The sequence below is a fragment of the Acidovorax sp. JMULE5 genome (assembly GCF_013376875.1).
In the GTDB taxonomy this organism is placed as follows: domain Bacteria; phylum Pseudomonadota; class Gammaproteobacteria; order Burkholderiales; family Burkholderiaceae_C; genus Acidovorax; species Acidovorax facilis.
Genome location: NZ_CP035951.1, coordinates 857,874 through 883,858, shown reverse-complemented (window position 1 = coordinate 883,858; position 25,985 = coordinate 857,874). Strand labels below are relative to the sequence as shown.

At 64.3% G+C, this 25,985-nt stretch carries 24 protein-coding genes and 1 pseudogene; 10 read left to right on the top strand and 15 right to left on the bottom strand.

Annotated features, from left to right (window positions below; genetic code table 11):
- Positions 1-40 precede the first annotated feature (40 nt).
- The 6 genes and pseudogenes from hscB to uvrB all read right to left on the bottom strand — a co-directional run bounded on the left by hscB (position 41) and on the right by uvrB (position 5,642).
- Positions 41-559 carry a Fe-S protein assembly co-chaperone HscB gene (hscB, locus tag EXV95_RS04050; RefSeq protein ID WP_055395866.1) on the bottom strand — a complete coding sequence of 173 codons (519 nt, stop codon included), beginning with the start codon at positions 557-559 and terminating at the stop codon, positions 41-43.
- Positions 560-645: 86 nt separating this feature from the next.
- Positions 646-969, bottom strand: coding sequence for an iron-sulfur cluster assembly protein IscA (gene iscA / locus EXV95_RS04045; RefSeq protein WP_008904781.1), 324 nt, complete (start codon positions 967-969; stop codon positions 646-648).
- 26 nt (positions 970-995) lie between these two features.
- Positions 996-1,399 (bottom strand): annotated as a pseudogene (iscU, locus tag EXV95_RS04040) (Fe-S cluster assembly scaffold IscU).
- Between the two features lie 42 nt (positions 1,400-1,441).
- Positions 1,442-2,662 (bottom strand): IscS subfamily cysteine desulfurase, encoded by a 1,221-nt coding sequence (locus EXV95_RS04035; protein WP_176885898.1) that lies wholly within the window; start codon positions 2,660-2,662, stop codon positions 1,442-1,444.
- A gap of 110 nt (positions 2,663-2,772) precedes the next feature.
- Positions 2,773-3,309, bottom strand: a complete 537-nt coding sequence (iscR, locus tag EXV95_RS04030) for a Fe-S cluster assembly transcriptional regulator IscR (protein ID WP_008904778.1) — start codon at positions 3,307-3,309, stop codon at positions 2,773-2,775.
- Between the two features lie 242 nt (positions 3,310-3,551).
- A complete protein-coding gene (uvrB, locus tag EXV95_RS04025) occupies positions 3,552-5,642 on the bottom strand; it encodes an excinuclease ABC subunit UvrB (protein WP_255484914.1) in 2,091 nt (696 codons plus the stop codon).
- 105 nt (positions 5,643-5,747) lie between these two features.
- On the opposite strand from uvrB, the gene EXV95_RS04020 reads away from it, so the two are divergent.
- Both EXV95_RS04020 and EXV95_RS04015 read left to right on the top strand, forming a co-directional pair.
- Positions 5,748-6,944: an amino acid aminotransferase gene (locus EXV95_RS04020; RefSeq protein WP_176885897.1), complete on the top strand. Its 1,197-nt coding sequence runs from the start codon at positions 5,748-5,750 to the stop codon at positions 6,942-6,944.
- On the top strand, positions 6,937-7,539 hold the full coding sequence (locus EXV95_RS04015) for a nucleotidyltransferase family protein (protein WP_176885896.1): 603 nt from the start codon (positions 6,937-6,939) through the stop codon (positions 7,537-7,539). The genes EXV95_RS04020 and EXV95_RS04015 overlap by 8 nt, the downstream gene beginning before the upstream one ends.
- Before the next feature lie 98 nt (positions 7,540-7,637).
- Here the strand turns inward: EXV95_RS04015 and ygiD are convergent, their stop codons facing one another.
- Positions 7,638-8,543: a 4,5-DOPA dioxygenase extradiol gene (gene ygiD, locus EXV95_RS04010; RefSeq protein ID WP_176888946.1), complete on the bottom strand. Its 906-nt coding sequence runs from the start codon at positions 8,541-8,543 to the stop codon at positions 7,638-7,640.
- 139 nt (positions 8,544-8,682) lie between these two features.
- Between ygiD and EXV95_RS04005 the strand changes: the two genes are divergently transcribed.
- The 3 genes from EXV95_RS04005 (at position 8,683) to EXV95_RS03995 (ending at position 10,993) form a co-directional block, all read left to right on the top strand.
- Positions 8,683-9,573, top strand: a complete 891-nt coding sequence (locus EXV95_RS04005) for a CoA transferase (RefSeq protein WP_176885895.1) — start codon at positions 8,683-8,685, stop codon at positions 9,571-9,573.
- A gap of 15 nt (positions 9,574-9,588) precedes the next feature.
- Positions 9,589-10,296 carry a DUF1294 domain-containing protein gene (locus EXV95_RS04000; protein WP_055402363.1) on the top strand — a complete coding sequence of 236 codons (708 nt, stop codon included), beginning with the start codon at positions 9,589-9,591 and terminating at the stop codon, positions 10,294-10,296.
- A 199-nt stretch (positions 10,297-10,495) separates the two neighbouring features.
- Complete coding sequence (locus tag EXV95_RS03995; RefSeq protein WP_055402364.1) at positions 10,496-10,993, top strand: hypothetical protein; 498 nt, start codon at positions 10,496-10,498, stop codon at positions 10,991-10,993.
- Between the two features lie 84 nt (positions 10,994-11,077).
- Here EXV95_RS03995 and EXV95_RS03990 read toward each other — a convergent pair whose 3' ends face one another.
- From EXV95_RS03990 to EXV95_RS03980, 3 genes are all read right to left on the bottom strand, one after another.
- Entirely contained in the window at positions 11,078-12,016 is a 939-nt protein-coding gene (locus EXV95_RS03990; RefSeq protein ID WP_082437667.1) for a DMT family transporter, read from the bottom strand.
- A gap of 66 nt (positions 12,017-12,082) precedes the next feature.
- Positions 12,083-12,868 carry a helix-turn-helix domain-containing protein gene (locus EXV95_RS03985; protein WP_176885894.1) on the bottom strand — a complete coding sequence of 262 codons (786 nt, stop codon included), beginning with the start codon at positions 12,866-12,868 and terminating at the stop codon, positions 12,083-12,085.
- 60 nt (positions 12,869-12,928) lie between these two features.
- Complete coding sequence (locus tag EXV95_RS03980; RefSeq protein ID WP_176885893.1) at positions 12,929-15,343, bottom strand: YgiQ family radical SAM protein; 2,415 nt, start codon at positions 15,341-15,343, stop codon at positions 12,929-12,931.
- A 191-nt stretch (positions 15,344-15,534) separates the two neighbouring features.
- Here EXV95_RS03980 and EXV95_RS03975 point away from each other — a divergent pair, with 191 nt between their 5' ends.
- On the top strand, positions 15,535-16,506 hold the full coding sequence (locus EXV95_RS03975; protein WP_176885892.1) for a bifunctional helix-turn-helix transcriptional regulator/GNAT family N-acetyltransferase: 972 nt from the start codon (positions 15,535-15,537) through the stop codon (positions 16,504-16,506).
- Positions 16,507-16,696: 190 nt separating this feature from the next.
- On the opposite strand, the gene EXV95_RS03970 is transcribed toward EXV95_RS03975, so the two are convergent.
- Complete coding sequence (locus tag EXV95_RS03970) at positions 16,697-16,888, bottom strand: hypothetical protein (RefSeq protein ID WP_176885891.1); 192 nt, start codon at positions 16,886-16,888, stop codon at positions 16,697-16,699.
- Positions 16,889-17,102: 214 nt separating this feature from the next.
- On the opposite strand from EXV95_RS03970, the gene EXV95_RS03965 reads away from it, so the two are divergent.
- The 3 genes from EXV95_RS03965 to EXV95_RS03955 all read left to right on the top strand — a co-directional run bounded on the left by EXV95_RS03965 (position 17,103) and on the right by EXV95_RS03955 (position 19,695).
- Positions 17,103-17,696, top strand: coding sequence for a YigZ family protein (locus EXV95_RS03965; protein WP_176885890.1), 594 nt, complete (start codon positions 17,103-17,105; stop codon positions 17,694-17,696).
- 283 nt (positions 17,697-17,979) lie between these two features.
- A complete protein-coding gene (locus tag EXV95_RS03960) occupies positions 17,980-19,395 on the top strand; it encodes a dihydrolipoyl dehydrogenase (RefSeq protein ID WP_176885889.1) in 1,416 nt (471 codons plus the stop codon).
- A gap of 84 nt (positions 19,396-19,479) precedes the next feature.
- Complete coding sequence (locus EXV95_RS03955; RefSeq protein WP_121420030.1) at positions 19,480-19,695, top strand: putative motility protein; 216 nt, start codon at positions 19,480-19,482, stop codon at positions 19,693-19,695.
- Between the two features lie 33 nt (positions 19,696-19,728).
- On the opposite strand, the gene EXV95_RS03950 is transcribed toward EXV95_RS03955, so the two are convergent.
- From EXV95_RS03950 to EXV95_RS03935, 4 genes are read right to left on the bottom strand one after another with little or no spacing between them, the layout of a single operon-like run.
- Entirely contained in the window at positions 19,729-20,877 is a 1,149-nt protein-coding gene (locus EXV95_RS03950; RefSeq protein WP_176885888.1) for an FAD-binding oxidoreductase, read from the bottom strand.
- A gap of 21 nt (positions 20,878-20,898) precedes the next feature.
- On the bottom strand, positions 20,899-22,458 hold the full coding sequence (locus EXV95_RS03945) for an amidase (protein ID WP_176885887.1): 1,560 nt from the start codon (positions 22,456-22,458) through the stop codon (positions 20,899-20,901).
- Positions 22,459-22,501: 43 nt separating this feature from the next.
- Positions 22,502-23,488: a tripartite tricarboxylate transporter substrate binding protein gene (locus tag EXV95_RS03940; RefSeq protein WP_176885886.1), complete on the bottom strand. Its 987-nt coding sequence runs from the start codon at positions 23,486-23,488 to the stop codon at positions 22,502-22,504.
- Between the two features lie 59 nt (positions 23,489-23,547).
- On the bottom strand, positions 23,548-24,912 hold the full coding sequence (locus EXV95_RS03935) for a D-serine ammonia-lyase (RefSeq protein WP_176885885.1): 1,365 nt from the start codon (positions 24,910-24,912) through the stop codon (positions 23,548-23,550).
- A 96-nt stretch (positions 24,913-25,008) separates the two neighbouring features.
- Here EXV95_RS03935 and EXV95_RS03930 point away from each other — a divergent pair, with 96 nt between their 5' ends.
- Positions 25,009-25,971, top strand: a complete 963-nt coding sequence (locus EXV95_RS03930) for a LysR substrate-binding domain-containing protein (RefSeq protein ID WP_176885884.1) — start codon at positions 25,009-25,011, stop codon at positions 25,969-25,971.
- The last annotated feature ends 14 nt before the right edge of the window (positions 25,972-25,985 follow it).

Here is a 25,985-nt window from a genome sequence, read left to right as displayed (position 1 = left end):
CAGCAAGCGACAGGGGCCCCAAGGGGAAGGCAAAACCGCTCTATTGTCCCAGTTGCTCTCGGCGTCGTTCAATGTCGTCGGCAAATCGCGCAATGAACATGAGGGCTCTGACCTGGCGGGCCGCGCCCGCGTAGTCCTGCTGCTGGTCGATGAGTTGCTCGCACTGCGCCAGCGCGGCGCGGCGGGCCTGCGCGACAGCGTCGTCCAGCGTGTCGAGTTCGCTCTCTGCGCGGGCATCTTCCAAAGCCTCGCGCCACTCCATCTGCTGCATCAAAAACGCAGTGGGCATGGCCGTGTTGTCCTCGGCATTGATGGGGGCTGCGTGCAGTTCGCACAGGTAGGCCGCGCGGCGCATTGGGTCTTTCAGGCGTTGGTAAGCCTCGTTGATGCGCACGGACCACTGCATGGCCACGCGTTGCGCCGCCGCACCCTGCGCCGCGAATTTGTCGGGGTGGGCTTCGCGCTGCAGTTCCTTCCAGCGCGCATCGATGGCGCTGCGCTCCTGCGCAAAACGGCGAGCCAGGCCAAACAGTTCGAAGTCGTCAGATTGCAGGTTCATGCGCTAGGTGGCTGAGCAAAGAATCAAAGAAAAAACCGCCAGCACGCAGCGCGATGGCGGTTTGACGGCACGAAGGCGGCAGGCGCTCAAACGCGGAAACTCTCCCCACAACCGCAGCGGTCACGCTCGTTGGGGTTGTTGAACTTGAAGCCTTCATTGAGACCCTCGCGCACAAAGTCCAGCTCGGTGCCGTCGATGTAGGCCAGGCTCTTGGGGTCAATCAGCACTTTGACACCGTGGTTCTCGAACACGATGTCCTCAGGCTCGCTGTCGTCCACATATTCGAGCTTGTAGGCAAGCCCGGAGCAGCCGGTCGTCTTGACTCCCAGGCGCACTCCCAGGCCCTTGCCCCGGCGGGACAAGTAGCGGTTGACGTGCCGTGCAGCGGCTTCTGTCAGCGTAATGGCCATGTCTCTCGATCTATTTATCTGTCAACTCAGGCAGCGGCAGTTGCAGTGGCTGCGTGCTTGGTCTTGTAGTCGAGCACAGCGGCCTTGATGGCATCTTCAGCCAGGATGGAGCAGTGGATCTTGACGGGCGGCAGGGCCAGCTCTTCAGCGATCTCGCTGTTCTTGAGGGCTGCCGCTTCGTCCAGCGTCTTGCCTTTGACCCACTCGGTCACCAGAGACGATGAGGCAATCGCCGAACCACAACCGTAGGTCTTGAAACGCGCATCTTCGATCACGCCGGTCTCGGGGTTCACCTTGATCTGCAGCTTCATCACGTCGCCGCAGGCAGGGCGCCCACCATGCCGGTGCCCACCGAATCGTCACCCTTGTCGAACGAACCCACATTGCGGGGGTTTTCGTAATGGTCAACCACTTTGTCTGAGTAAGCCATGATGTGTACCTCTTCAATACGTCCAAAATTTTGCGGAATCGATCAGTGCGCAGCCCACTGGATGGTGCTGATGTCGATGCCGTCCTTGTACATCTCCCACAGCGGACTCAGCTCGCGCAGGCGGGCCACGTTCTCGCGGATGGTGGAGATGGCGTAGTCGATCTCTTCTTCGGTCGTGAAGCGGCCGATGGTCATGCGCAGACTGCTGTGCGCCAGCTCATCGCTGCGGCCCAAGGCGCGCAACACGTAGCTGGGCTCCAGACTGGCGGATGTGCAGGCAGAACCCGACGACACCGCCAGGCCCTTGATGCCCATGATGAGCGATTCGCCTTCGACGAAGTTGAAACTCATGTTCAGGTTCTGCGGCACGCGGCGCTCCATGCTGCCGTTGATGAACACCTGTTCAATGTCCTTCAAGCCATCGAGCAAACGCTGCTGCAAGGCATGGGCCTTGGCATTGCTCTCGGCCATTTCTTCCTTGGCGATACGAAAGGCTTCACCCATGCCCACGATCTGGTGCGTGGGCAAGGTGCCCGAACGCATGCCACGCTCGTGGCCACCGCCGTGCATCTGCGCTTCCAGCCGAACACGAGGCTTGCGGCGCACATACAGCGCGCCAACGCCCTTCGGTCCGTAGGTCTTGTGCGCGGTCATGCTCATCAGGTCGATGGGCAGCACGTTCATGTCGATCTCGACCCGGCCTGTGGCCTGGGCGGCATCCACGTGCAGCAGGATGCCCTTTTCACGGCACAGCGCGCCGATAGCAGGGATGTCCTGGATCACGCCGATTTCATTGTTCACGAACAGGATGCTGATCAGTACCGTATCGGGGCGGAGGGAGGCCTTCAGGGCATCCATGTTGACCAAGCCGTCTTCCTGCACATCCAGATAAGTGGCCTCAAAACCCTGGCGCTCCAGCTCACGCATGGTGTCCAGCACGGCCTTGTGCTCGGTCTTGAGCGTAATGAGGTGCTTGCCCTTGCCCTTGTAGAAGTGCGCTGCACCCTTCAGAGCCAGATTGATGGATTCGGTAGCGCCGCTGGTCCACACGATTTCACGCGGGTCAGCACCGATCAAGTCTGCCACCTGCACCCGCGCCTTTTCAACCGCTTCCTCAGCCTCCCAGCCCCAGGCATGACTGCGCGACGCCGGGTTGCCGAAGTGTTCACGCAACCAGGGAATCATGGCATCGACCACACGGGGGTCCACGGGGGTGGTGGCGCCGTAGTCGAGATAGATGGGGAAGTGCGGGGTCATGTCCATGGCTGGCTCAGTAATGGTTGCTGGCTGGCAAACGCAATAAGAAACAAAAACGGGTTCAAAAACTGTTCAGGGCGGTGCCGACCCCAGGGCCGACACAAGCCCTTGGGCTATCAGGATTTGGCGAAAACGTTGCCCAGCGCGAACACGGAGTTCGGAGCATTCACGCGGATCGGCTTGACCACCGGGGTCGTCGAGATGGCACGGCGTACCACCGGCTTGTCTTCGATCTGCACACCCTTGGCAATCTGTTCATCCACCAGCTTTTGCAGAGTGACGGAATCCAGAAACTCGACCATGCGTTGGTTGAGCGATGCCCACAGCTCATGCGTCATGCAGCGGCCAGCTTCGCCCAGGCAATTTTCCTTGCCACCGCACTGCGTGGCGTCAATGGGTTCATCCACCGAGACAATGATGTCGGCCACGGTGATGTCACCCGCCTTGCGGGCCAGGGTATAACCGCCACCGGGGCCCCGGGTCGATTCGACCAGTTCATGGCGGCGAAGCTTGCCGAAAAGCTGCTCCAGGTACGACAGCGATATCTGCTGGCGCTGGCTGATGGCCGCGAGGGTGACTGGGCCGTTGTTCTGGCGCAGGGCCAGATCAATCATGGCGGTGACCGCAAAACGGCCTTTGGTTGTGAGACGCATCGCAAGCTCCTTGTGCTAAGGCTTGTTCGTTGTAGAAACCGCCTGCACTGACTGTTGGTCAGCAAGGCACCGTCTCCGCCCCTTACTCCGAACAGTCGCCTGCCACGGAGCCCTTCATCGCTGGGCTGTTTTCTTGAGTATTTTGTGCGAGTATAACACAAATCCCTATCGAATCCGTCGGGTTAAAAAACCAACTAGTTTTTAATTGACCCAATAGTTATTTCCGATTGTTCTTTCGCCCATTACAAGGCCACCGAATCATTGCCATGTGCACCAAATGCCTGGTCCTTGAGCCGCGTGAGTTGGTCCCGCACCCGGGCTGCCTGCTCAAACTCCAGATTGCGGGCGTGTTCCAGCATGAGTTTTTCCAGCCGCTTGATCTCGCGCGCCACGTCTTTCTCTGACATGTCCTCCACCTTGGCGCGCTGCAGGGCTTCATGCTCCAGCCGTTCTGCGTCCTTACCGGCCTTTTCGCTGTAAACCCCGTCAATCAGGTCTCTTACCCGCTTGACAATGCTGCGCGGCGTGATTCCGTGGGCCTCGTTGTGTGCGATCTGCTTGATGCGCCGACGTTCCGTCTCGCCCATGGCTTTTTTCATGGAGTCGGTGATGCGGTCCGCATAGAGGATGGCCCGGCCATTGAGGTTCCGCGCCGCACGGCCGATGGTCTGGATCAGGCTGCGCTCGGCCCGCAGGAAGCCTTCCTTGTCAGCATCCAGGATCGCCACCAGGGACACTTCGGGGATATCCAGGCCTTCGCGCAGCAGGTTGATGCCCACCAGCACGTCAAAGGCGCCCAGGCGCAGGTCGCGGATGATCTCCACCCGCTCCACCGTGTCCACGTCGCTGTGCAGGTAGCGCACCTTCACGCCGTTGTCCGTCAGGTAGTCGGTCAACTGTTCAGCCATGCGCTTGGTCAGTGTTGTAATGAGTACGCGCTCATGCTTTTCGACACGAATGCGTATTTCTTGCAGCACATCATCCACCTGATGGGTGGCGGGACGTACTTCCACCTCGGGGTCCACCAGTCCGGTGGGGCGCACCACCTGGTCGACGATCTGGCCGGAGTGTGTGCGCTCGTAGTCCGCCGGCGTGGCGGTGACAAAGATCACCTGCCGCATACGCTGTTCGAACTCCTCGAATTTGAGCGGCCTGTTGTCCAGCGCCGAGGGCAGACGAAAGCCATACTCGACCAGCGTGGTCTTGCGCGAGCGGTCGCCGCTGTACATGGCATTGAGCTGGCCGATCATCTGATGGCTTTCGTCCAGGAACATCAGAGCGTTCTTGGGCATGTAGTCGGTCAGCGTGCTGGGCGGGTCGCCGGGCGCGGCGCCCGACAGGTGGCGCGTGTAGTTCTCGATGCCCTTGCAGTGCCCTACTTCGCTGAGCATCTCCAGGTCAAAGCGCGTGCGCTGCTCCAGCCGCTGCGCCTCCACCAGCTTGCCGTCGGCCAGCAGCTGCTTGAGCCGGTCCGACAGCTCCATCTTGATCGTCTCCACCGCCGCCAGCACCTTGTCGCGCGGCGTCACGTAGTGGCTGCTTGGGTACACGGTGAACCGCGGGATCTTCTGCTTGACGCGGCCCGTGAGCGGGTCAAACAGCTGCAGGCTTTCGATCTCGTCGTCAAACAGCTCGATGCGCACGGCCAGCTCGGAATGCTCGGCCGGAAACACATCAATGGTGTCGCCCCGCACGCGGAACTTGCCGCGCGAAAAATCAGCCTCATTGCGCTGGTATTGCATGCGTATCAGCTGTGCGATTACGTCGCGCTGGCCCAGCTTGTCACCGGTGCGCAGCGTCATCACCATGCGGTGGTAACTCTCGGGCTCACCAATGCCGTAGATGGCCGACACCGTGGCCACGATGACCACATCCGTGCGCTCCATGAGGCTCTTGGTGCACGAAAGCCGCATCTGCTCGATGTGCTCGTTGATGGCGCTGTCCTTCTCGATGAACAGGTCGCGCTGCGGCACATACGCCTCGGGCTGGTAGTAGTCGTAGTAGCTCACGAAATACTCCACGGCGTTCTTGGGGAAGAACTCGCGGAACTCGCTGTACAGCTGCGCGGCCAGCGTCTTGTTGGGCGCGAAGATGATCGCCGGGCGCCCCATGCGGGCGATCACATTGGCCATGGTGAAGGTCTTGCCAGAGCCCGTCACCCCCAGCAGCGTCTGGAAGGTTTCCCCATCGTTCAAACCTTCCACCAGCTTGTTGATGGCCTCGGGCTGGTCGCCGGCCGGTGGGTACGGCTGGAACAGTTCGAAGGGGGAGTTGGGGAAATGGACGAACTCGCCGTCTTGCTTTTCCGTTATGACTTCTGTGAGATCCGGCATAGGTGCGGTCAACGATTGGTAGAGGCAGGCCGTTAAAATCGGCCGAACCCGGCACAGTACACCACGCCCGGATTCTTCGCTACTGACAACCTTTCAAGGATTTTCATGTCTCTGTTCACCGCCGTCGAAATGGCCCCCCGCGACCCCATCCTGGGCCTCAACGAGCAATTCAACGCCGACACCAACCCCAACAAGGTCAACCTGGGCGTCGGCGTTTATTTCGACGACAACGGCAAGCTGCCCCTGCTGCAATGCGTGCAGGCGGCAGAAAAGACCATGATGTCCACCCCCACGGCCCGTGGCTACCTGCCCATCGACGGCATCGTGGCTTACGACAACGCCGTGAAGGCTTTGGTGTTCGGCGCGGACAGCGAACCCGTCACCTCGGGCCGCGTGGCTACCGTGCAAGCGGTGGGTGGCACGGGCGGCCTGAAGATCGGCGCTGACTTCCTCAAGAAACTCAGCCCCAACGCCAAGGTGCTGATCTCCGACCCCAGCTGGGAAAATCACCGCGCACTGTTCACCAACGCCGGTTTTGAAGTCGATACCTACGCGTACTACGACGCGGAAAAGCGTGGCGTGAACTTCGAAGGCATGCTCGCCAGCCTGAACGCTGCAGCCCCCGGCACCATCGTTGTGCTGCACGCCTGCTGCCACAACCCCACGGGCTACGACATCACCCCCGAGCAGTGGGACCAAGTGATTGCGGCCGTCAAGGCCAAGGGCCTGACGCCCTTCCTCGACATGGCCTACCAAGGCTTTGGCCACGGCATCGCCGAAGACGGCGCCGTGATCGGCAAGTTCGTGGCTGCAGGCCTCAACTTCTTTGTCTCTACCTCGTTCAGCAAGAGCTTCAGCCTCTACGGCGAGCGCGTGGGCGGCCTGTCCGTGCTGTGCGCCGACAAGGAAGAAGCTTCGCGCGTGCTGAGCCAGCTCAAGATCGTGATCCGCACCAACTACTCCAACCCACCCATCCACGGTGGCGCAGTGGTGGCTGCCGTGCTGAACAACCCTGAGCTGCGCGCGATGTGGGAGAAGGAACTGGGCGAGATGCGCGTGCGCATCAAGGCCATGCGCCAGAAGCTGGTGGACGGCCTCAAGGCTGCGGGTGTGAAGCAGGACATGAGCTTCATCACCACCCAGATCGGCATGTTCAGCTACTCCGGCCTGTCCAAGGACCAGATGGTGCGCCTGCGCAATGAGTTTGGCGTGTACGGCACCGACACCGGCCGCATGTGTGTGGCAGCCCTGAACAGCAAGAACATCGACTACGTCTGCCAGGCCATTGCAAAGGTTGTCTGAGCACGATGAGAAAGCGGCGCTCGCGCGCCGCTTTGTGAGCGAAGCGCTCCAGAACCCGCACAACGCGGCCCTTCTGGAGCGTTTGCCGTTTCTGGGCCTGCCCGATGCGTGGCTGGTGGCAGGCTGCCTGTTCCAGACGGTGTGGAACCTGCGCTCCGGCCTGGAGCCCACGGCGAACATCAAGGACTACGACCTGTTCTACTTCGACGGCAACGACTTGTCCGAATCGGCAGAACACCAGGTGCAAGCCCAAGTCACCGCCCTCTTCGCCGACCTGCCCATCACCGTGGAAGCCAAGAACCAGGCCCGCGTGCATCTCTGGTACGAACGCTGGTTTGGTTACCCGTATGCGCCGCTGCAATCAGCCCGCAACGGCATCGAGCGCTTTCTGGTGCCCTGCACCTGCGTCGGGCTGCAACCTGCTGACAACCTGAGCGTCAACGAGTCCACCCTGTACGCGCCCTACGGGCTGGAAGAACTGTACGCAGGACTGCTCAAACCCAACCCCGCGTGCCCGCATCTACCGCTGTTCAAGGCCAAGGCTGAAAGCTACCGAGAACGCTGGCCGTGGCTGACGATCCGGGCCACCGCCTGATCGGCAAAGCCACCAGTTTTTACGTCTTTTTGGCCCCTAGCGCTTGATGTAAAAGCGCTGGCAGCTATCAAAACAGAAGCAGCCGACGTTATCCTGCGTCACCCCCACAGCACCGACCGCATCGAGATCGACGCCGACTGGTAACCCGTATTGAAGAAACGCGGCATCTCGCTGGGCGAAACAACTCCTGCGGCGTACAGCAGCGGCAGATAGTGCTCGTGCGTGGGGTGCGCCTGCTGGGCCACCGCACCCAGTTTCTGGAAGTCCTGCAGGGCGCCCAACTGGCCCTTCTTGATCTGCTCCTGAACCACGGTGTCGAACTCGGCCGCCCAGTCGTAGGCTTCGTTGGCGGCCGAGCCACGGCGGGATGCGCGCAGGTTGTGCACGATGTTGCCGCTGCCCACGATGAGCACACCCCGCTCGCGCAAGACCTTGAGCTGCTGGCCCAGCGCATAGTGCTCGGCCGGGGCGCGGCTGTAGTCCATGCTCAACTGCATCACGGGGATCCGAGCCTGGGGGAACATGGGCTTGAGCACCGACCAGGTACCATGGTCCAGGCCCCATTCGCCTTCGTCCACACCCAGTGCCCCGCCGGTAGCGGGCGACTTCAGTTCGGCCGCCAGACTGCGCGCCACCTGCGGCGCACCGGGCGCGGGGTATTGCTGGTCGAACAGCGCCTGCGGAAAGCCGCCGAAGTCGTGGATCGTCTTGGGGTTGGCCATGCCCGTCAGCTGCCAGCCGCCGCGTGTGAGCCAGTGTGCCGACACACAAAGGATGAGCTGCGGCTGCACCGCGCGCGCCATCAGCTCCGCGCCCATGGCCTGCCAGCTGCGGCGCCAGGCGTTGTCTTCGATGGCGTTCATGGGGCTGCCGTGGCCCACAAACAGCACGGGCATGCGGGGCGAGGGCTTGAGCGCCTGCAACGCAGATGCCGTGGCGGCGCTGCTCAGGGACGTGGTCATGAAAGCTCCCGGGAAGGCGGCCAGACCCGTGAGGGCGGCCAAAGAGGTTCTGCGTTGCATGGGTCGGGGAGCGTAACAAATTATGTATAACGCGGGGAGTGAGCCCGCGCGCCCCTTGAAGTTCCAGCGCCGCGCCTTCTCCTTCCGTTCAAAACCACAACACCGAGACAACCCCACACCTATGACAACCGCCCTGCCCCAGCCCCTGCGCAATGTCCGCGTCCTGAGCCTCGCGCTCAACCTGCCCGGCCCCGCCGCCCTGATGCGCTGCGCGCGCATGGGGGCCGACTGTACCAAGCTTGAACCCCCGCCCGCCCCGGGCCACCCCAGCGCCGACCCCATGGGCATCTACAGCCCGGCGGCCTATGCCACGCTGCACCAAGGCGTGCGCGTGCTGCATGCCCACCTCAAGACGGCAGAAGGCCAGGCCGCGCTGCACGAAGAACTGACCCGCACCGATGTGCTGATCACCTCATTTCGCCCCTCGGCCCTCACCAAACTGGGCCTCTCCTGGGAGGCGCTGCAATCGAAATACCCGCGCCTGTCGCTGGTGCGCATCGTGGGCGCTGCGGCCGAGCGTGCCGAAGAACCCGGCCATGACCTCACCTACCTGGCCGACGCCGGGCTGGTCACCGGCACAGAGATGCCCCCCACGCTGTACGCCGACATGGGCGGCGCCCTGATGGCCAGCGAAGCCGTGCTGCAGGCCCTGCTGGAGCGTGGCCACACGGGCGGCGGCGTGTGCATTGAAGTCGCCCTGGCCGACGCCGCCGCCTGGCTGGCCCAGCCGCGCGACTGGGGCCTGACCACCCCCGAGGGCGACGTGGGCGGCAACCACGCGGGCTACCGCATCTACCCCTGCGCCGACGGCCGCGTTGCCGTGGCCGCGCTGGAACCCCACTTTGCCGCCAGCCTGTGCGCCGCCGCAGGCCTGCCCGCAACGGGTGACCCGCAAGTGCTGCGCGCCCCCGCCACCCACACGGCCGTGGGCGCGTTCCTGCGCACCCAGACACGCGCGCAGCTCGATGCACTGGCAGTAGCGCAAGACATTCCGTTGCACACCTTGGCCTGAGACCCCCTTTTACCGATGCAGAAACAAGGCACCGTCATCCGCTGGGACGCAACCCGCGCCTTCGGCTTTATCCGCAGCCCCGACACCTCGGCCGATGTGTTCTTTCATGTACGGGACTTCAAAGGCGCCGCCGCGCCACGCGAAGGTCTGGCCGTGGTCTATGAAGAAATCCATGTGGGCGGCAAAGGCCCCCGGGCGATGGCGGTGCAGCCAGCGGCACGCCAGGGCGCTGCGCCGCCATCGCCCGCTGCTTCCCACCGATCCAACTCCACGCCCCCAGCGGCGCAGCGCGCGCAACGCGGGCCCGCCCAGCAACCCAAGCCCCGTCAGCCCCCAAGTGGCCGACGACCCACCGAAACTGCTGGCGCCACCGCACCCTCTGGCATCGCATTGCTGTTGATGCTGGGCTGGGTGGCGCTGCTGGCCTGGGGCGTTTGGGCGGGTCGACTCCCGCTGTGGGTGTTGGGCGCTGCCGTGGCGGTCAACCTGCTCACCTTTCTGGTCTACGCCATCGACAAAAGCGCCGCGCAAAACGGACAGTGGCGCACCAAGGAAAGCCACCTGCACCTGCTCGCCATGGCGGGCGGGTGGCCGGGCGCGTGGTTTGCGCAGCAATGGCTGCGGCACAAGTCGCGCAAGGTGGAATTTCGTGCGGTCTACTGGATCACCGTGGTGCTGCACTGCGGCGCGCTTCTGGCCTGGGTGACCGGCTGGCTTCGATAGCCACCTGACGACTTGAGAACTACCATATTGATAGCTACTAACGCTTATTGGATAAGCGCTAACGGCCATTTTCAATCATATTTTTCCTGCATGCATATGCTCTGCAGGGTGCTGACGTGCACATTGCCCGCTGGCCTACACCGCGCTCGCCTGGGAGGCGTTTCAATCGAAAAGATCTAAAACTCCTCGGGAGACGCCCATGAAACCCCTCGTTCTTGATTCCTCCATGACCAACATGGGCGGCACTTTCTACCCCACCGGCCATGTGTTCGCTCTCTTCCCCGACGAAGACTGTGTGCGCCAGGCGGCCACCGCGTTGCAAGTTGCGGGCCACCAGGGCGACACGGCATACGCCAGCCCCGAAGTCATCCTGCAAGAGATCGTCCACACCCTGGGTACGGCAGATGCGCCACTGCCATCCGTCGGCGCCGAAGGCGACATGGTGCGTCGCATTGCCGACTTGGCAGGCAAAGGTCACCACGGCCTGCTGATCGCCATGGCCGACAAGGACCACACCGACACCTTGGTGGACGCCATCGCCCCTGAAGGCGCCGTCACCGCCTTTTACTACCGCACTTTCATCATCGAAGACCTGATCTCGCAGCCGGTGGATGGCAGCCCGCAGTCGGTGGTGGTGGGCACCCACGCAGCAGAAGGCGACGATCACCCCACGGAGAGCGTCACCGAGGATCGCTAAAGCGACTTTGCCAAAACGGTTTACTGATTGGGCGTTATAGCGGCGATGCTTGCAGTCTTCATCAACACAAACTGCAAATGCCATTTATCCGCGAGACCGTCCAAACGCACCGCTGGCCAGGGCGACACCCGGCATCACCAGCGCCAGGGCGGCCAATGTGCCGTAGGCTAGCGTTTCATTCAGCAGCAACGCTGCGCCGAGCGCGGTAAACGGTGGCACCAAGGCCGCCGACAAAGCGGCACGCGCGGCACCCAACCGGTTGATTGCAACGGTATAGACGACGAGTCCGAGAATTCCTGCAACCAGCCCCTGGCCCAGCGCTTGCCATGCCACATCCCTCCAGGGCGCGGATACAAGCAGCGGCGCGCCCCAGACAGCCCACAGCGGCAACAACAGCAGCGCCGACCAAAGGTTCACCACGGCAGCGCCTTGCCAGGGCGTCAGGCCGCAGCCTCTGAAAGCCAATGAGTAGACAGACCACAACAAAGCAGCCGCTACAAACAACACATCTCCGCGCCAGGACGAGGCCAGCGTCTGCCACGCCCCGGCGCCAAACACCGCAATACCCGCCACAACCAGCGCCAAGCCGCAGATTCTTGAGCCAGACAACTTATCGCCCCAGGCCCACCAGCCGCCGCACGCCGCAAACAAGGGCACGCTTCCCGCCATCAGCATCCCCATGTGCGCTGCAGGTGCCCACTGCACCCCGGCCAACGCCACCAACCCAAACGGCAATCCACCTCCCAGTACCAGCAGCGCCAGCCGACCACGCGGCACCCCCGATGGAAAGAGGCCCGTCTTGCACCATAAGGGCATGAGCAACAACGCAGGAATGCCATAGCGCATGACCGCGAGCTCTACCGGGCCCAGCGTCGTGGTCACGGCGTAGCGAGAAGCGAGCTGCCAGCCACTACCGATCAATGCCGCAATCAGCGCCGCAAGTGCGCCGACGATCAGAGCGCGGTGCTCGGGAGAAATAGGCGATGGCGATGGCGCCGGCGAGGAGGTTGGTAGCGATGACATGGCCCGAGTCTGGCCATCCTCGCCTTTGCCGAATATCAAATTCCTGCGCAGTGTGCGATATGGCCATCAACGCTTCAGCGCGCTGCGTGCCTGTGCCAGAGTCACCCCGACTTCACGGCGAAAAACGGCCCCGAGGTGGCTCTGGCTGCAGTAGCCCAGATCGTGGGCAAGTCCTGCCAAGTCGGTCTCACCGTCCTCCAGCCGCTGCAACGCCAAGGCGAGCAGCAAACGCTGGCGATAGCCATGAAGGCTCATGCCGGTGTTTTGCCGAAACACATGGGCCAGATGAAACGCCGAGCAATTGACCGCATCGGCGACGTGCTGCACCGACCAGGGCTTGCCATCTGCTGCCGAAACACGTTGCGCCATGAACTGCCGGGCCCGCCACACCCGCTCCGACCCACGGGTGCCCGGGCCTGCCGCGATGCCCCCTGCTCCACCGCGCTGTTCGGGAACCGCCTGCATGAACGGGCTTGCAGCGTCCCCCTGTGTGCCACGCCAATGCAAGCGCATCTGCCACAGTGAACGCGGGGCCAGAATACAAACCGCGGGAGTCTTCAGCGGCGGCAGAGGGGCACCCGGCCGCGCACTCACCACAAAGCTCACACGATCAGTCGCTTGCAGCGGTCGCATTTGGTACGGCACGCCTGTGGGAAGGCAAAGCGCCGTCAGTCCGTCGAGCAACACCCGCTGGCCTGCCACGCGGAACTCCGAAAGACCTATGACGGGCAACACCCATCGCTGCGAGTCGACCACATAAGACGGGCTCCACTGACAGGGCGCCGCCTGTTGAAGCACCCGCTCGACCGCCCATTTCGGGTCACTGTGCAGCACGGTCCGGTGTTGCGGCATGGTCGAAATGGGTTGTGGCAAATACCGCAGGCGGCGGGCACCTGCAGCGCGGGCAAAAAACTAGCGCGCTTTCTTCGAGAACTTGGGGGCAGCAGGCTTGGCAGACCCCGTGACCCGTGGCGGCAGCCCGGTGTGCTGGGTCAGCAGGCGGCCTTTTTGCGGCTGACCTGCCTTCATGGGTTTGGATGGCAGCGCCTTGGCGGCCTCGGCCTTTTGGCCGACCGGGGTGGAGTTTTTGCGCCGCGCGCTCTGGTACCCGCCATCGGTCAGCGGCTGGAAGGTCGGGATCAGGTGGTGCTTGCCGTTGCCGATCAGGTCGGCCCGGCCCATGGCCTTGAGCGCCTCGCGCAGCAGCGGCCAATTGTTGGGGTCGTGGTAGCGCAGGAAGGCCTTGTGCAGGCGGCGGCGCTTGTCGCCGCGCACGATGTCCACAGCCTCGCTGTCGCGCGTGATCTTGCGCAGCGGATTCTTGTTGCTGTGGTACATGGCCGTGGCCGTGGCCATGGGGCTGGGGTAGAAGGTCTGCACCTGGTCGGCGCGGAAGCCATTCTTTTTCAGCCAGATGGCGAGGTTCATCATGTCCTCGTCGCTGGTGCCTGGGTGCGCGGCGATGAAGTACGGAATCAAGAACTGCTTCTTGCCCGCTTCTTCGCTGAACTTCTCGAACATCTGCTTGAACTTGTCATAGCTGCCGATGCCCGGCTTCATCATCTTGGTGAGCGGGCCCTGCTCGGTGTGCTCAGGCGCGATCTTCAGATACCCGCCCACGTGGTGCTGCACCAGCTCCTTCACGTATTCAGGGCTCTTCACGGCCAGGTCGTAGCGCAGGCCCGATCCGATGAGGATCTTCTTGATGCCCTTCAAAGCGCGGCCACGGCGGTAGATCTTGATCAGCGGGTCGTGGTTGGTGCCCAGGTTAGAGCAGATGCCCGGGTACACGCAGCTGGGCTTGCGGCAGGCAGCTTCGATCTCGGGGCTCTTGCAGCCCAGGCGGTACATGTTGGCCGTGGGGCCGCCCAGATCGCTGATGGTGCCGGTAAAGCCCTTGACCTTGTCGCGGATGTCTTCGATCTCTTGAATGATCGAATCCTCGGACCGGCTCTGGATGATGCGGCCTTCGTGCTCGGTGATCGAGCAGAAGGTGCAGCCGCCAAAACAGCCGCGCATGATGTTGATCGAAAAACGGATCATCTCCCACGCGGGGATCTTGGTCGCGCCATCGTGGCTGCCGTTCTCGTCGGCGTAGCTGGGGTGCGGGCCACGGGCGTAGGTCAAATCGAACACATAGTCCATCTCGGCCGTGGTCAGCGGGATGGGGGGTGGGTTGATCCACACATCGCGCGCAGTCACACCTTCGCCATGGGCCTGCACCAGCGCGCGGGCGTTGCCGGGGTTGGTCTCCAGGTGCAATACGCGGTTAGCGTGGGCGTAGAGCACCGGGTCGCTTTTGACCTGTTCGTAGCTGGGCAGGCGGATCACGCTCTTGTCGCGCGGCGGCACCTTGAGCTTGGCCTTGAGCTCCGGATTGGCCACGAACAGCATGGGCTGGATGGCGGGGTTGGGCTCGGCAGATTTTGGGTCTTTTTGGCCGCTAACGCTTATTTCACCTGCGCTAGCAGCTACGGAATCAGGAGCATCATCCTTGCTGCAGGTGCTACCTTGGGCAGCGGCCTGCTCGCTGGTGGTCATGTAGGGGTTGACGTGCGCCTCGACACGGCCGGGCTCGTCCACGCTGGTGGAGTCGATCTCGAACCAGCCTTTGCCGGTTTCGTCGTCAGGCCGGCGCACAAAGGCGGTCCCGCGCACATCGGTGATCTGCTCCACCGGCTCGCGTGCTGCGATGCGGTGGGCCACCTCGACCAGAGCGCGCTCGGCGTTTCCGTACAGCAGCAGATCACACTTGGCATCCACCACGATGGAGCGGCGCACCTTGTCGCTCCAGTAGTCGTAGTGGGCAATGCGGCGCAGGCTGCCTTCAATGCCGCCCAGAATGATGGGCACGTCTTTGTAGGCCTCGCGGCAGCGCTGGCTGTAGACGATGGCGGCGCGGTCCGGGCGCTTGCCGCCAATGTCCCCGGGGGTGTAGGCGTCGTCGCTGCGAATCTTCCGGTCGGCGGTGTACCGGTTGATCATCGAATCCATGTTGCCCGCCGTCACGCCCCAGAACAGGTTGGGCTTGCCCAGCACCTTGAAGGGCTCGGCGCTTTGCCAGTCGGGCTGGGCGATGATGCCCACGCGAAAGCCCTGGGCTTCGAGCGTGCGGCCGATCACGGCCATGCCGAAGCTCGGGTGGTCCACATAGGCATCACCCGTGACCAGGATGATGTCGCAGCTGTCCCAGCCCAGTTTGTCCATCTCGGCGCGGCTCATCGGCAAAAACGGGGCCGTGCCAAAGCGCTTGGCCCAGTACGGGCGGTAGCTGGTCAAGGGCTTTGCGGCGCGCGCAAAAAAGGAGACGTCAACGGGGGCGTTCATGCAGAGGAGTTTCGCGGCCGGCCCTTGTGCGTCAAGGGCGTCGTGGGGCGCGGCTGTGGTGGTTAACCCGCGATTTTACGGCGGCAAGCCCTTTTTGTCGCTGCTTGCGCGTTGCCCTTGTGCGTTGGAGGTCTTGATGAACATCAGGCATATACTTGCCAAAGTCAATCAATTGCATGACAAAGGCATTCATGAATACGCCCCCCGACGCATCCCAACCCGCCGCGGCAACGGAGCAGGCCCCGGCCAGTGCGGTGAAGGCCGTGCGGCGCTTTAACCGCTTCTTTACGCGCCGGGTGGGCGTGCTGGACCCGTACCTGGGCAGCAAGCTATCGCTGACGGATGTGCGGGTGCTGTATGAATTGGCCCACCGCGAGGCCCCGGTAGCCAGCGAACTGGCACGCGACCTGGGCCTGGACGGCGGGTATTTGAGCCGGGTGCTTCGCCGGTTTGAAACCGCAGGCTGGATCGAGCGCAGCGCCAGCCGCCAGGATGCGCGGCAGAACGTGTTGGCCTTGACACCATCCGGGCGCGAGGCGTTTGAACCCCTGCAACAACGCTCACGCGACGAAGCAGCCGCCCTGCTCGCCCCCCTGCCCCCCGCCCGTCAGCAGGAGCTGGTGGCCGCCATGGAGCGCATCGAGGCGCTGCTGGAGCCCACCAGCGCCGCAGCCACCGCAACCCGCGTGGCCGTGCTGCGCGACCCGGTTCCTGGCGATATCGGCTGGGTGGTGCAACAGCACGGCGAGATCTACTGGCGCGAATACGGCTGGGACAGTCGCTTTGAAGCCCTGGTGGCCGACATCGCCGCGCAGTTTTTGCGCAAGTTCCAGCCGGCGTGGGAGCGGTGCTGGGTGGCCGAGCTGGACGGCGAACGTGTAGGCGCCGTGTTTGTGGTGCGCAAATCGGCCACCACGGCCCAGCTGCGCATGCTGATCTTGTCGCCCAAGGCGCGCGGGTTGGGTCTGGGTGCGCGCCTGACTGACGAGTGCATCGCCTTTGCGCGGGCCAAGGGCTACAAGAAGATGGTGCTGTGGACCAACAGCTGCCTGGCTGCTGCACGGGGCATTTATGCCAAACGCGGATTCAAGCTGGTCAAGTCGGAGCCGTATGAAGGTTTTGGCCAGCAGCTGGTGGGGGAGACGTGGGAGCTGAAGCTATAGAAACACTTGGCAAAACAAGCCCCTCACGGACAAACACCTCGATCTCTCCCACGGCCTGCGCCCCGGTGCAGCAGCGCACGACCTGGAGCGCCTGATCCATAAAAAAATGGTCCCGATGGACCATTTTTATTCATAGCAGGCTGAACACCGAAGTGCACAGCCCCGTGGCTCGGAGGCCCTGCGCCTTCGATTACCACTCCCCCACTTCGCGCACACGCTGGGCCAGGTCGGGAATGGCATCGTCTTCCTGGCCACACGCTGCCTGCACAGGGGCCACGACAGCATCTGCCACACCCGGCTGCACACGCGGGGGCATCAACCGGCCAAACACGTGGCTGGCGAGGGTTTCATGCAATGGGGCAGTGAAGGGGGTGGCAAACATGGCAGTTCCTTTTCTGATGGCCTGAGTGCTTTTAAATAAGTAGCAACAGCGTAGGCCACAGCAACAAGCCACAAGTGTAGGAACGGACGCTTTTTTCAGGTGTGACAGAACGCACAAACAACACCGTTTTGTCACCAATGGCGGGCTCGCCACGACAAACGGTTGGAGCAACGTCGCTAATCCGCATCACCTGCCCCCGTAAACTCCTTGCCCCATGCCCCAGACCCTGGCTGCGCCTGCGCACAGCGAACTCATCATCAAGAAAAGCCGCTTCATCGGCTGTGTGCAACCCATGGCCGACCGTGCAAGTGCGCAGGCGACGGTGGATGCACTGTGGAAGCAGCACCCCGGCGCCGCCCACATCTGCTGGGCGCTGCTGGCGGGCGGCCAGTCGGCGGCGGTGGACGACGGCGAGCCTGGTGGCACGGCAGGCCGCCCCATGCTCGACGTGCTGCGCCACCAGGACCTGGAAGGCGTGCTGGCCACCGTGGTGCGCTACTTTGGAGGCGTCAAGCTGGGCGCAGGCGGACTGGTGCGCGCCTACACCGACACCATTGCCCAGGCCCTGCTGACCGCGCCCAAGGTCACGCTGCAACGCATGAAAACCCTGCAGTGCCATGTGCCCTATGCGCTGGAGGGGCTGCTGCGCCGCGAGATCGAGGCCGCAGATGCGGAGCTGATCAACGTGCAGCACGGCACGCTCGTCACGCTGCAGTGGCGCTTGCCCGAGGCCCACGCCGCCGCCTTTGTGCTGCGCATCAACAACAGCGGCCAAGGCCGCGTGGGCTGGACCGAGCCCGACGTCTGAGCTGGGAGTGTGGGCGGCAGAAGGAGCATCGGCTGCAACGCGCGATAAACCGGTCTCGCGCGGTACCACCTCCTGCGCCCAGGGCCCCACCCTGGGCTTGTCGGTAGCACCACGCGATCCTCGGTTTTCGCACGTTTCGCTTCGATGCCTTCTGCCGCCCACCCTCCTAGGGGGCAGCCCAGCCGGACCTGGCGCCGACTCGGAACAAATGCCTTTACGCCTACAAGCGCTGTAGCGGCAGGCCGCCACACTCAGAGCTTTACCGGGCTGCTAAGGAGACGCTATGAGCCAACCGCTCGACACCATCATCATCGGCGCAGGCACCGCCGGTCTGGCCGCCCTGCGCGAAGTGCGCAAGCGCACGGAACGCTACCTCATCGTCAACGAAGGCCCCTGGGGCACCACCTGCGCCCGCGTGGGTTGCATGCCCTCCAAGGCACTGATCGAGGCGGCCAACGCCTTCCACCGCCGGCATACGTTTGAAGAATTCGGCCTGCGGGGCGCCAGCGCACTGACCGCCGACCTGCCCGCCGTGCTGCAGCGCGTGCGCGATCTGCGCGACGACTTTGTGGCCGGCGCCCTCAAAGCCACCAGCGAACTGGGCAGCGCACAGATGTCGGGGCGTGCCACCCTGCTGGGTCCCCACTCGGTGGACATTGACGGCACCGCCTACGCCACCCGCAGCATCATCATCGCCACCGGGTCACGCCCCAGCGTGCCGGAAGAATGGCTCGCGTTTGGCGACCGCATGCTCACCACCGACACCTTGTTCGAGCAAAGCACCCTCGGTCCCCGCATTGCCGTGATTGGCATGGGCCCCATTGGGGTGGAGATTTCGCAAGCCCTCGCGCGGCTGGGTTTGCAGGTGGCCGCATTCACCACGGGCGATACGCTGGCGGGCCTGAGCGACCCGGTGCTCAATGCCGAACTGATAGCGCTGCTCAAGCAGGACATGGTGGTGCACATGGGGGCCGAAGCGCAGCTGCGTGAAGTACCCGGCGGCATTGAAGTCACCAGTGGCAACAACCGCGTGGTGGTGGACCAGGTCATCGCGGCCATGGGCCGGGTGCCCAACATCCAGTACCTGGGCCTGGAGACGCTGGGGGTGCCCCTGGACCAGCGCGGCATGCCCACCGTCAATCCACAAACCCAGCAAATAGGCGATTTGCCCGTGTTTCTGGCCGGAGACGCCAACACCCATGCCCCCCTGTTGCACGAGGCTGCCGACGAAGGCCACATTGCGGGTATGAACGCGCTGGCTGACACCCCCACACGCTTTCAGCGCCGCACCCCGCTGGGTATCGTGTTCTGCGACCCCAACATCGCCACCGTTGGCCAGCGCTTTGCCGACATGGACCCCGCCCACACCGTCACCGGCACAGCCAGCTTTGACAACCAGGGCCGCGCCCGCACCGCGCAGCAAAACCACGGGCGCATCTGCATCCATGCCGACCAGGCCACCGGCCGCCTGCTGGGTGCTGAAATGTGCGCCCCACAAGGCGAACACATGGCCCATCTGCTGGCACTGGCCATTCAGCAAAAACTCACCGCGCATGACCTGCTGGGGATGCCGTTCTACCACCCTACGCTAGAAGAAGGTTTGCGCACTGCGCTGCGGGATACCGCACGGCAATTGCCCAAGGGGCGCGAGTCTGATTTGGCGACGTGCACGGCCATTGGGGTGGCCGCGCTGGAGTAGAGGCCTCAGCAACGCAGAGATGTAACACCCCTCAAGCCCACTTCCCAAATTGCCGATATCCACCCATTACCCCAAGGAACCACCATGGACGTCGCCCTCACCAACAGCATCGTCAACACCGCCACCGCGCTGGCCAGTGCCAAGACGTCGGACGCGCTGAACATGGTGGTCTTGAAGAAGGCGCTGGACATGCAGGCCGTGTCGGCCGCCACGATGCTGGACGCCATGCAGCAGTCCATGCCCCAACCGGCGCTGGCAACGTCTGGCACGCTGGGCACCCAGGTCAACACGTTCGCCTGAGCCCCTCGACAACCCAGAGCAAGGGGCGCGCAACTACCTCAGCCGCGCAGGCGACAGCCCTGCCACATCCACCTTCTCGCGCACCAGCTCCTCGGCCAGCGGCTCGCCGCGCAACAACTGCCGGGCCAACAACGAGGCACCCGCCGCGCTCTGGATGCCATACCCACCCTGCCCGGCCAGCCAGAAGAAGCCGGGCACATGGTTGTCCCAGCCAATCACCATGTCGCCATCGGGCAAGAACGAGCGCAGGCCCGCCCAGGTGTGGGAGGGGCGGCGGATCTGGAAGGTGGTTTTTTCCTCGATGTGATAAATCCCCGTGGCCACGTCCAGTTCTTCGGGCACCACGTCGTGCGGGTGCGTAGGGTCCGCGTTGGCGGGCGAGCCCAGCAGCTGGCCCGCATCGGGCTTGAAGTAAAAACTCTCGTCGATGCCGATCACCGCAGGCCAGTGCGTGGCGTCCATGCCCTCGGGCACGGCAAAGGTGAAGGCGGTGCGGCGGCGCGGCTCCAGGCCGATGGGCGGCACGCCTGCCAGGCCCGCTACCACGTCAGCCCAGGCGCCTGCGGCATTCACAATGGTTTTGGCCTGCAGCACCCGGCCATCGGCCAGGGTCGCCTGCCAGCTATCGCCAACGCGCTGCAGGGCCGTGACTTCCGCATTCGTCAGCACCTGGCCGCCGCGCTGGCGCAGGCCGCGCAGGTAGCCCTGGTGCAGCGCATGCACATCGATGTCGGCCGCCTCGGGCTCGCTCATGCCTGCGGCCACGGCTTCGGGCTTCAGGCACGGCAGCTGGGCCAGCAGTGCGGCCTGCTCCACCCATTCCACGTTAGGCGAGATCGCGTGGGCTTCTGCATAGGCCTGTTTCAGCATGTCGAGCTGGTCCGGCCCGGCCACGTAGACCACGCCACGGGGCGAGAGGATGGGGTCGGCCCCGAACTCCGGCGGCGGTGCGTCGTAAAAAGCGCGGCTCGCCCGCGTCAGCGCCTGGATGTTGGGTGTGCCGTAGGTAGCCATGTACAGCGCTGCCGAACGGCCGGTGGTGTGGTAGCCAGGCTGCGATTCGCGCTCTAGCAGCAGCACGCTGGTGCCCTCCCCACCGGCTTTGTCCTGTTGTACCAACTGCCAAGCCACCGAGGCCCCCGCAATGCCCGCGCCAATGACGATGGTGTCCGCTGATTGCATGGTTGTGTCTCCTGGCGTCGTTCAGACCGCAGACACTTGCGCCGCCGAGGTGGCACGGTCATCACGCGGCAGGCTGCGCGCATCACGCGGATCGGGCGCGCCGGTCACGATGGAGGTCAGCGCGGGCTCGGCGTTTGTTTGCATCAGCTTGGCGATGTCAGGCCGTGGGCGGGCCAGCCCGACGATGCCCTTGAACGCCTGCTCCAGCGCATGGCCCACGCCCAGCGTGTGGCGGTCGGCGCGAAAGCGCCCCACGATCTGCAAACCAAACGGCATCCCCACGTCATCCAGCCCGCACGGCAGGCTCAGCGCTGGATGCGTGGTCAACGTGGTCACATAGGTCAGCGCCAGCCATCGGTAGTAATTGGCCTGCGGCTCACCGTTGATGTGGCTGGCAAACAGCTCGGTCCAGGCGAAGGGCGACACGGGCGTGGTGGGCGCCAGGATCACGTCGTAGTTTTCGTACAGCTTCTGGAACCGCGCCAGGATGCGCGTTTGCTCTGCCTGTGCCCAGGCGCTGTCCAGCAGGTTCATGGCGGCGCCCATTTCGTAGTTGGCGCGGGTGTTGGGGCCCAGGCTGGCGGGGTCGCGCTCATAGGCCTCGCGCGTGCTGGCCACAAAGGCTTCGGCGCGCAGCACGTCAAAGCAGCGGTGCACGTCACCCAGGTCGATGTCGATGGCGTCGCAGCTCGCAAAAAGGTGCTTCATGGCCTGCACCTTGCGGCGGAACACGGCGCGGATGCCGTTGTCCACCGCGCAGGCGCCAAAGTCTTCCGTATACGCCACGCGCAGGCGGCTCAGATCCACCGTTTCGGGTAGCAAGAAGCTCATCGGGTCCAGCGGGTAGCTCAGCGGGTCGCCCGCCGACATGCCGGCCGTGGCGGCCAATTGCAGGCAGGCCTCTTCCACCGTGCGGCCCATGGGGCCCACCACCGAAATAGGAGTCCAGCCCAGCAGCTTGCGCGAGCTGGGCACCACCCCGGGCGATGGCCGGAAGCCCACCACGCCGCAAATGGACGCCGGTATGCGCAGCGACCCGCCCGTGTCCGACCCCGTACACACCGGCAGCATGTCGCACGCCAGCGCAGCGGCCGATCCGCCCGACGAGCCCCCGGCATTCAGGTTCGGGTTGAACGGGTTGCCGGTGGCGCCCCACACCGTGTTGCGCGAATTCGCGCCCGCGCCCATCTCGGGGATATTGGTCTTGCCCGCCACGATGGCGCCCGCCGAACGCAGCCGCGCCACCAGCACGTTGTCCTCCGCCGGGATATTGCTGCGGTAGATCTCCGAGCCGTAGGTAGTCAGCAGCCCAGCCGTGGCTTCGAGGTCCTTCACGCCCAGTGGTAGCCCGTGCAGCAGGCCCAGCGGTTCGCCACGCAGCACCGCCTGCTCGGCGGCCTTGGCCTCGGTGCGGGCGCGGTCGTAGCAGGTGGCGGTGATGGCGTTCACATGCGGGTTGACGGCCTCGATGCGCTCAATGCAAGCGTCGAGCAGCTCGACGGGCGAGACTTCCCGCGTGCCGATGCGGTGGCGCAGTTCGTTGGCGGTCAGCTCGACCAGGGTGCTGTGTGAAGTCGTCATATCGAATTTGTCTCCTTTTTCTTGCTTGCCTGGTGGGGACCGATCAGTCTGCCGTGATGGCCGCCCGCTGCGCAACGGCGCGCATCAGCGGCAGTTCCTTGTCGATCAGCTCGCTCACGGCCTTGGCGGAAGCATAGGTGGGTTCAAACCCCACGGCGATCAGTTTGTCGCGGGTTTCGGGGTCTGCCACCACCTGCGCCAGCGTCAGCTCCAGCCGTGCCTTGACGGCGGGCGGCAAGCCGCGTGGGGCCACCATGGCCAGCCAAGTGTCCATCTCCACGCCGGGGTAGCCACTTTCTGCCAGCGTGGGCACCTTGGGCAGCAGGGCCGAGCGCTTGCCCGCCGTCACGGCAATGGCCTTGATCTTGCCGTCTTTCAGCTGCGGCAGCGCGGCCGAAACGGTATCGACGGTGAACGGAATCTGTCCGCCCATCAGGTCCACCATGGCGGGGGAGCTGCCCTTGTAGGGCACATGCTGGATCTTGAGGCCCGCCGCGTGGAAGAACATCTCGCCCGCAAACTGCGACGTGGTGCCCGCGCCGTACGAGCCATAGGAATATTTGTCGGGCGCGGCCTTCACCATGGCCACAAACTGCTTCACGTCGCTGACCGGCACGTCCTTGTTGGCCAGCAGGATCAGGCTGGTGCGCCCTGCGATGCCAATGGGCTCAAAACTCTTGACCGGGTCGTACGGCAGCTTGGCGCGCACGGCGGGGTTCACGGTGAAGGTGGTGCCCGAGCTCATCAGCAGCGTGTAGCCGTCCGGCGCGGCCTTGGCCACATAGGCCGCGCCGATGGTGGTGCCCGCCCCCGCGCGGTTGTCGATCACCACGCTCTGGCCCAGCTTGTCGCCCAGCTTCTTGCCAATGAGGCGGCCCAGCACGTCGGTAGCGCCACCGGGCGGGAACGGAATCACCAGCGTGATGGGCTTGGTAGGGAACGTAGCCTCTTGCGCCATGGCAGGGCCCCATGCAGCGCCCCCCAAAGCACAGAGGATGGCGGACGACAAAAGCAGTTGCTTGCGGTTCATGGGGAGCTCTCCAAAGGTGACAAAGGTTGGGGGATAGACGAATCAGGGAATGACAACAATCAGCCTTGTGCCGCGAGCACGGCCCGCCCACGCTGCACAAAGCCCTGGTACTGCGCATCGGGCACCAGCAGGCCGCCCGTGGTCCACACCAGGTGTGTGGCGTTGTGCCGCACCGCGTCGATGCCCGTGCTGCGCAGCCAGGCCTGCCCGGCGGTAGTGCCCGTCAGCATGGCCGGGCCGCTGAAGCCTGCCGCAGCCGAGGGCTCGATGCGCTCGCCCAGGGCATCCAGCACCAGCACCAGCTGCGCAAACAAGGTGTCATCGGCCACGGTAAACACGCCCGACAGCAGCGGCTGCATCAGCTCGGCGGCCAGCAGCGACGCACGCGGCACGGCCAGGCCATCTGCCTCGGTGCGGTTGGTCAGGCCCCAGTCGTACACCGAGGGGTGGTCGTCCATCCCTGGTGTGGTGTCGGCCAGCATTTGCACCATGAAGCATGGCGACTGCACCGGCTCGGCAAAAAAGCAATGCACATGCGGCCCCAGCAACTGCCGCAGGCCAAACGTGATGCCCGCTGGCGCGCCCCCCACCCCGCAAGGCAGGTACACGATGAGCGGGTGCTCGGCATCCACCGCCACGCCCTGTTCTGCCAACTGCTTTTGTAGGCGCAGCGCCGCCGCGCTATAGCCCAGCAGCAACGAGAACGATTGCTCGTCATCCACAAAGTGGCACAGCGGGTTGCTGGCCGCCTCGGCGCGGCCTGCGGCTACGGCGCGTTCGTAGTCGCCGGTGTGCTCCACCACCTGCACACCGCGCTGCCGCAGGCGGTCTTTCTTCCACACCTTGGCATCGGCCGACATGTGCACCGTGGCCTTAAAGCCCAGGGCCGATGCCACCACGCCAATGCTCATCCCCAGGTTGCCGGTGGAGCCCACCGCCACCTGGTAGCGGCCCAGCACCTCGCGGGCGGCCGGGGTGGCCAGCGCACGGTAGTCACCGCCGGGCTGTACCAGCCCATGCTCCAGCGCCAGCCGCTCGGCCAACTCCAGCACCTCGTGCATGCCGCCCCGGGCCTTGATAGAGCCCGCCACCGGCAGGCTGTGATCGGCCTTGATGAACAGGCGCCCCTGCCCCTCGGCCAAACCGAGCGCAGGTTGCAACGTGGCGGCGGGCAGCAGAGGCGACTCCACTACGCCCCCGGTGGCAGCCAGCTCCGGGAACACCTGCGCCAGCAGGCCCGCAAAACGGGCCAATCGGTCGGCGGCGGCCTGCGTATCATCCAGACTAATGCTGCGCCCCAGCGCCTGCAAAGCAGCCGGGGGTTGCTCCTGCCGGGCCGGGTTGGTCCACAGCGCGGGCTGGGCATTGCGCAGACGGTTGGCCAACAGTGCATCCACAGCAGGCGTTCGTTCAGCAGGCGTCATACAGATTCATTCAGTCGTTGAAGTCTTGACTGCATTCTTCGCCGGTCACGCCGCTGTCACAAGCCATTTATAGTGAGCGCAGCATTAGTATTAATAATGGACATTCGCCTCTCCCCCTCCCTGCTGGCCTGGCTGCGCAGTTTTGATGCAGCTGCCCGCCATGGCAGCTTTACCAAGGCAGCGACCGAGCTGTGCATTACCCAGGGCGCCGTCAGCCAGCAGGTCAAGCAGCTTGAAGACTGGCTGCGCCGCCCGCTTTTCTTACGCACCCCGCGCGCGCTGGTGCCCACGCCCGAGGGCAAATGGCTGGCCGTGGTGCTGCGCGAGAGCTTTGACGCCATCGAAAGCACCCTGGCCCAGATGCGCCAGCCGCCCGAGGCGGCCACCGCCACCTTGAGTTGCTCACCCTCGTTTGCCATGAGCTGGCTCACGCCCCGCCTGGGCGACTTCTTTCGCCAGCACCCGCACACCGGCCTGCGCGTATTTGGCGAATTCCACACGCTGGACCGCACCCGCATGGTGCGCGACGGCATTGAGGCCGCCGTGCGCTTTGACCTGGGCGGCTACCGCGACCTGAACGCCACCGTGTTCCTGGACGAATGGCTCATCCCCGTGGCCAGCGCCGAGTTTCTGGCCCGCCACCCGCCCATCACCCAGCCGCAAGACCTGCACGGCGACTGGCTGCTGCACGACGGCAGCGCCTGGGACGGCGCCGACACCTATGAAGAGTGGCAACACTGGTTTGCGCAGGTGAGCGCCACGCCGCCACCCTGGGCAGGCGGCCAGCAGTTCAACCTGTCGCAACTGGCCCTGGGCGCCGCGCTGGCCGGCCAAGGCATCGCCATGGGCCGTGCCGCGCTGGTGCTGCAGGACGTAAAGGCCGGGCGCCTCGTGCCGCTGCTGGGGCGCAGCGTGTTGTCGCGGGCGGCGTATTCGTTTGTGACCACGACGCACCCCAGCCCGGCGATGCAGCTGGTGCGGGATTGGTTGGGGGATGAGGCGCTGCGGTTTTGTGGGGAGCGGGGGCAGGTGCTTCCAGCGCCGCAGGATGCCAGGTAGCTGGGTAGGCCAGG

Coding starts and splice junctions, on each gene's coding strand:
- EXV95_RS03995 (WP_055402364.1), top strand. CDS start 10,496: ATGAAACCCCTCGTTCTTGATTCCTCCATGACCAACATGGGCGGCACT.
- hscB (WP_055395866.1), bottom strand. CDS start 559: ATGAACCTGCAATCTGACGACTTCGAACTGTTTGGCCTGGCTCGCCGT.
- EXV95_RS03970 (WP_176885891.1), bottom strand. CDS start 16,888: ATGTTTGCCACCCCCTTCACTGCCCCATTGCATGAAACCCTCGCCAGC.
- EXV95_RS03960 (WP_176885889.1), top strand. CDS start 17,980: ATGAGCCAACCGCTCGACACCATCATCATCGGCGCAGGCACCGCCGGT.
- EXV95_RS04000 (WP_055402363.1), top strand. CDS start 9,589: ATGCAGAAACAAGGCACCGTCATCCGCTGGGACGCAACCCGCGCCTTC.
- EXV95_RS04020 (WP_176885897.1), top strand. CDS start 5,748: ATGTCTCTGTTCACCGCCGTCGAAATGGCCCCCCGCGACCCCATCCTG.
- EXV95_RS03980 (WP_176885893.1), bottom strand. CDS start 15,343: ATGAACGCCCCCGTTGACGTCTCCTTTTTTGCGCGCGCCGCAAAGCCC.
- EXV95_RS03945 (WP_176885887.1), bottom strand. CDS start 22,458: ATGACGACTTCACACAGCACCCTGGTCGAGCTGACCGCCAACGAACTG.
- EXV95_RS03930 (WP_176885884.1), top strand. CDS start 25,009: ATGGACATTCGCCTCTCCCCCTCCCTGCTGGCCTGGCTGCGCAGTTTT.
- EXV95_RS03955 (WP_121420030.1), top strand. CDS start 19,480: ATGGACGTCGCCCTCACCAACAGCATCGTCAACACCGCCACCGCGCTG.
- EXV95_RS03990 (WP_082437667.1), bottom strand. CDS start 12,016: ATGTCATCGCTACCAACCTCCTCGCCGGCGCCATCGCCATCGCCTATT.
- EXV95_RS03965 (WP_176885890.1), top strand. CDS start 17,103: ATGCCCCAGACCCTGGCTGCGCCTGCGCACAGCGAACTCATCATCAAG.
- EXV95_RS03975 (WP_176885892.1), top strand. CDS start 15,535: ATGAATACGCCCCCCGACGCATCCCAACCCGCCGCGGCAACGGAGCAG.
- EXV95_RS04035 (WP_176885898.1), bottom strand. CDS start 2,662: ATGGACATGACCCCGCACTTCCCCATCTATCTCGACTACGGCGCCACC.
- EXV95_RS03985 (WP_176885894.1), bottom strand. CDS start 12,868: ATGCCGCAACACCGGACCGTGCTGCACAGTGACCCGAAATGGGCGGTC.
- EXV95_RS04005 (WP_176885895.1), top strand. CDS start 8,683: ATGACAACCGCCCTGCCCCAGCCCCTGCGCAATGTCCGCGTCCTGAGC.
- iscR (WP_008904778.1), bottom strand. CDS start 3,309: ATGCGTCTCACAACCAAAGGCCGTTTTGCGGTCACCGCCATGATTGAT.
- EXV95_RS03935 (WP_176885885.1), bottom strand. CDS start 24,912: ATGACGCCTGCTGAACGAACGCCTGCTGTGGATGCACTGTTGGCCAAC.
- iscA (WP_008904781.1), bottom strand. CDS start 969: ATGGCCATTACGCTGACAGAAGCCGCTGCACGGCACGTCAACCGCTAC.
- EXV95_RS03950 (WP_176885888.1), bottom strand. CDS start 20,877: ATGCAATCAGCGGACACCATCGTCATTGGCGCGGGCATTGCGGGGGCC.
- uvrB (WP_255484914.1), bottom strand. CDS start 5,642: ATGCCGGATCTCACAGAAGTCATAACGGAAAAGCAAGACGGCGAGTTC.
- EXV95_RS03940 (WP_176885886.1), bottom strand. CDS start 23,488: ATGAACCGCAAGCAACTGCTTTTGTCGTCCGCCATCCTCTGTGCTTTG.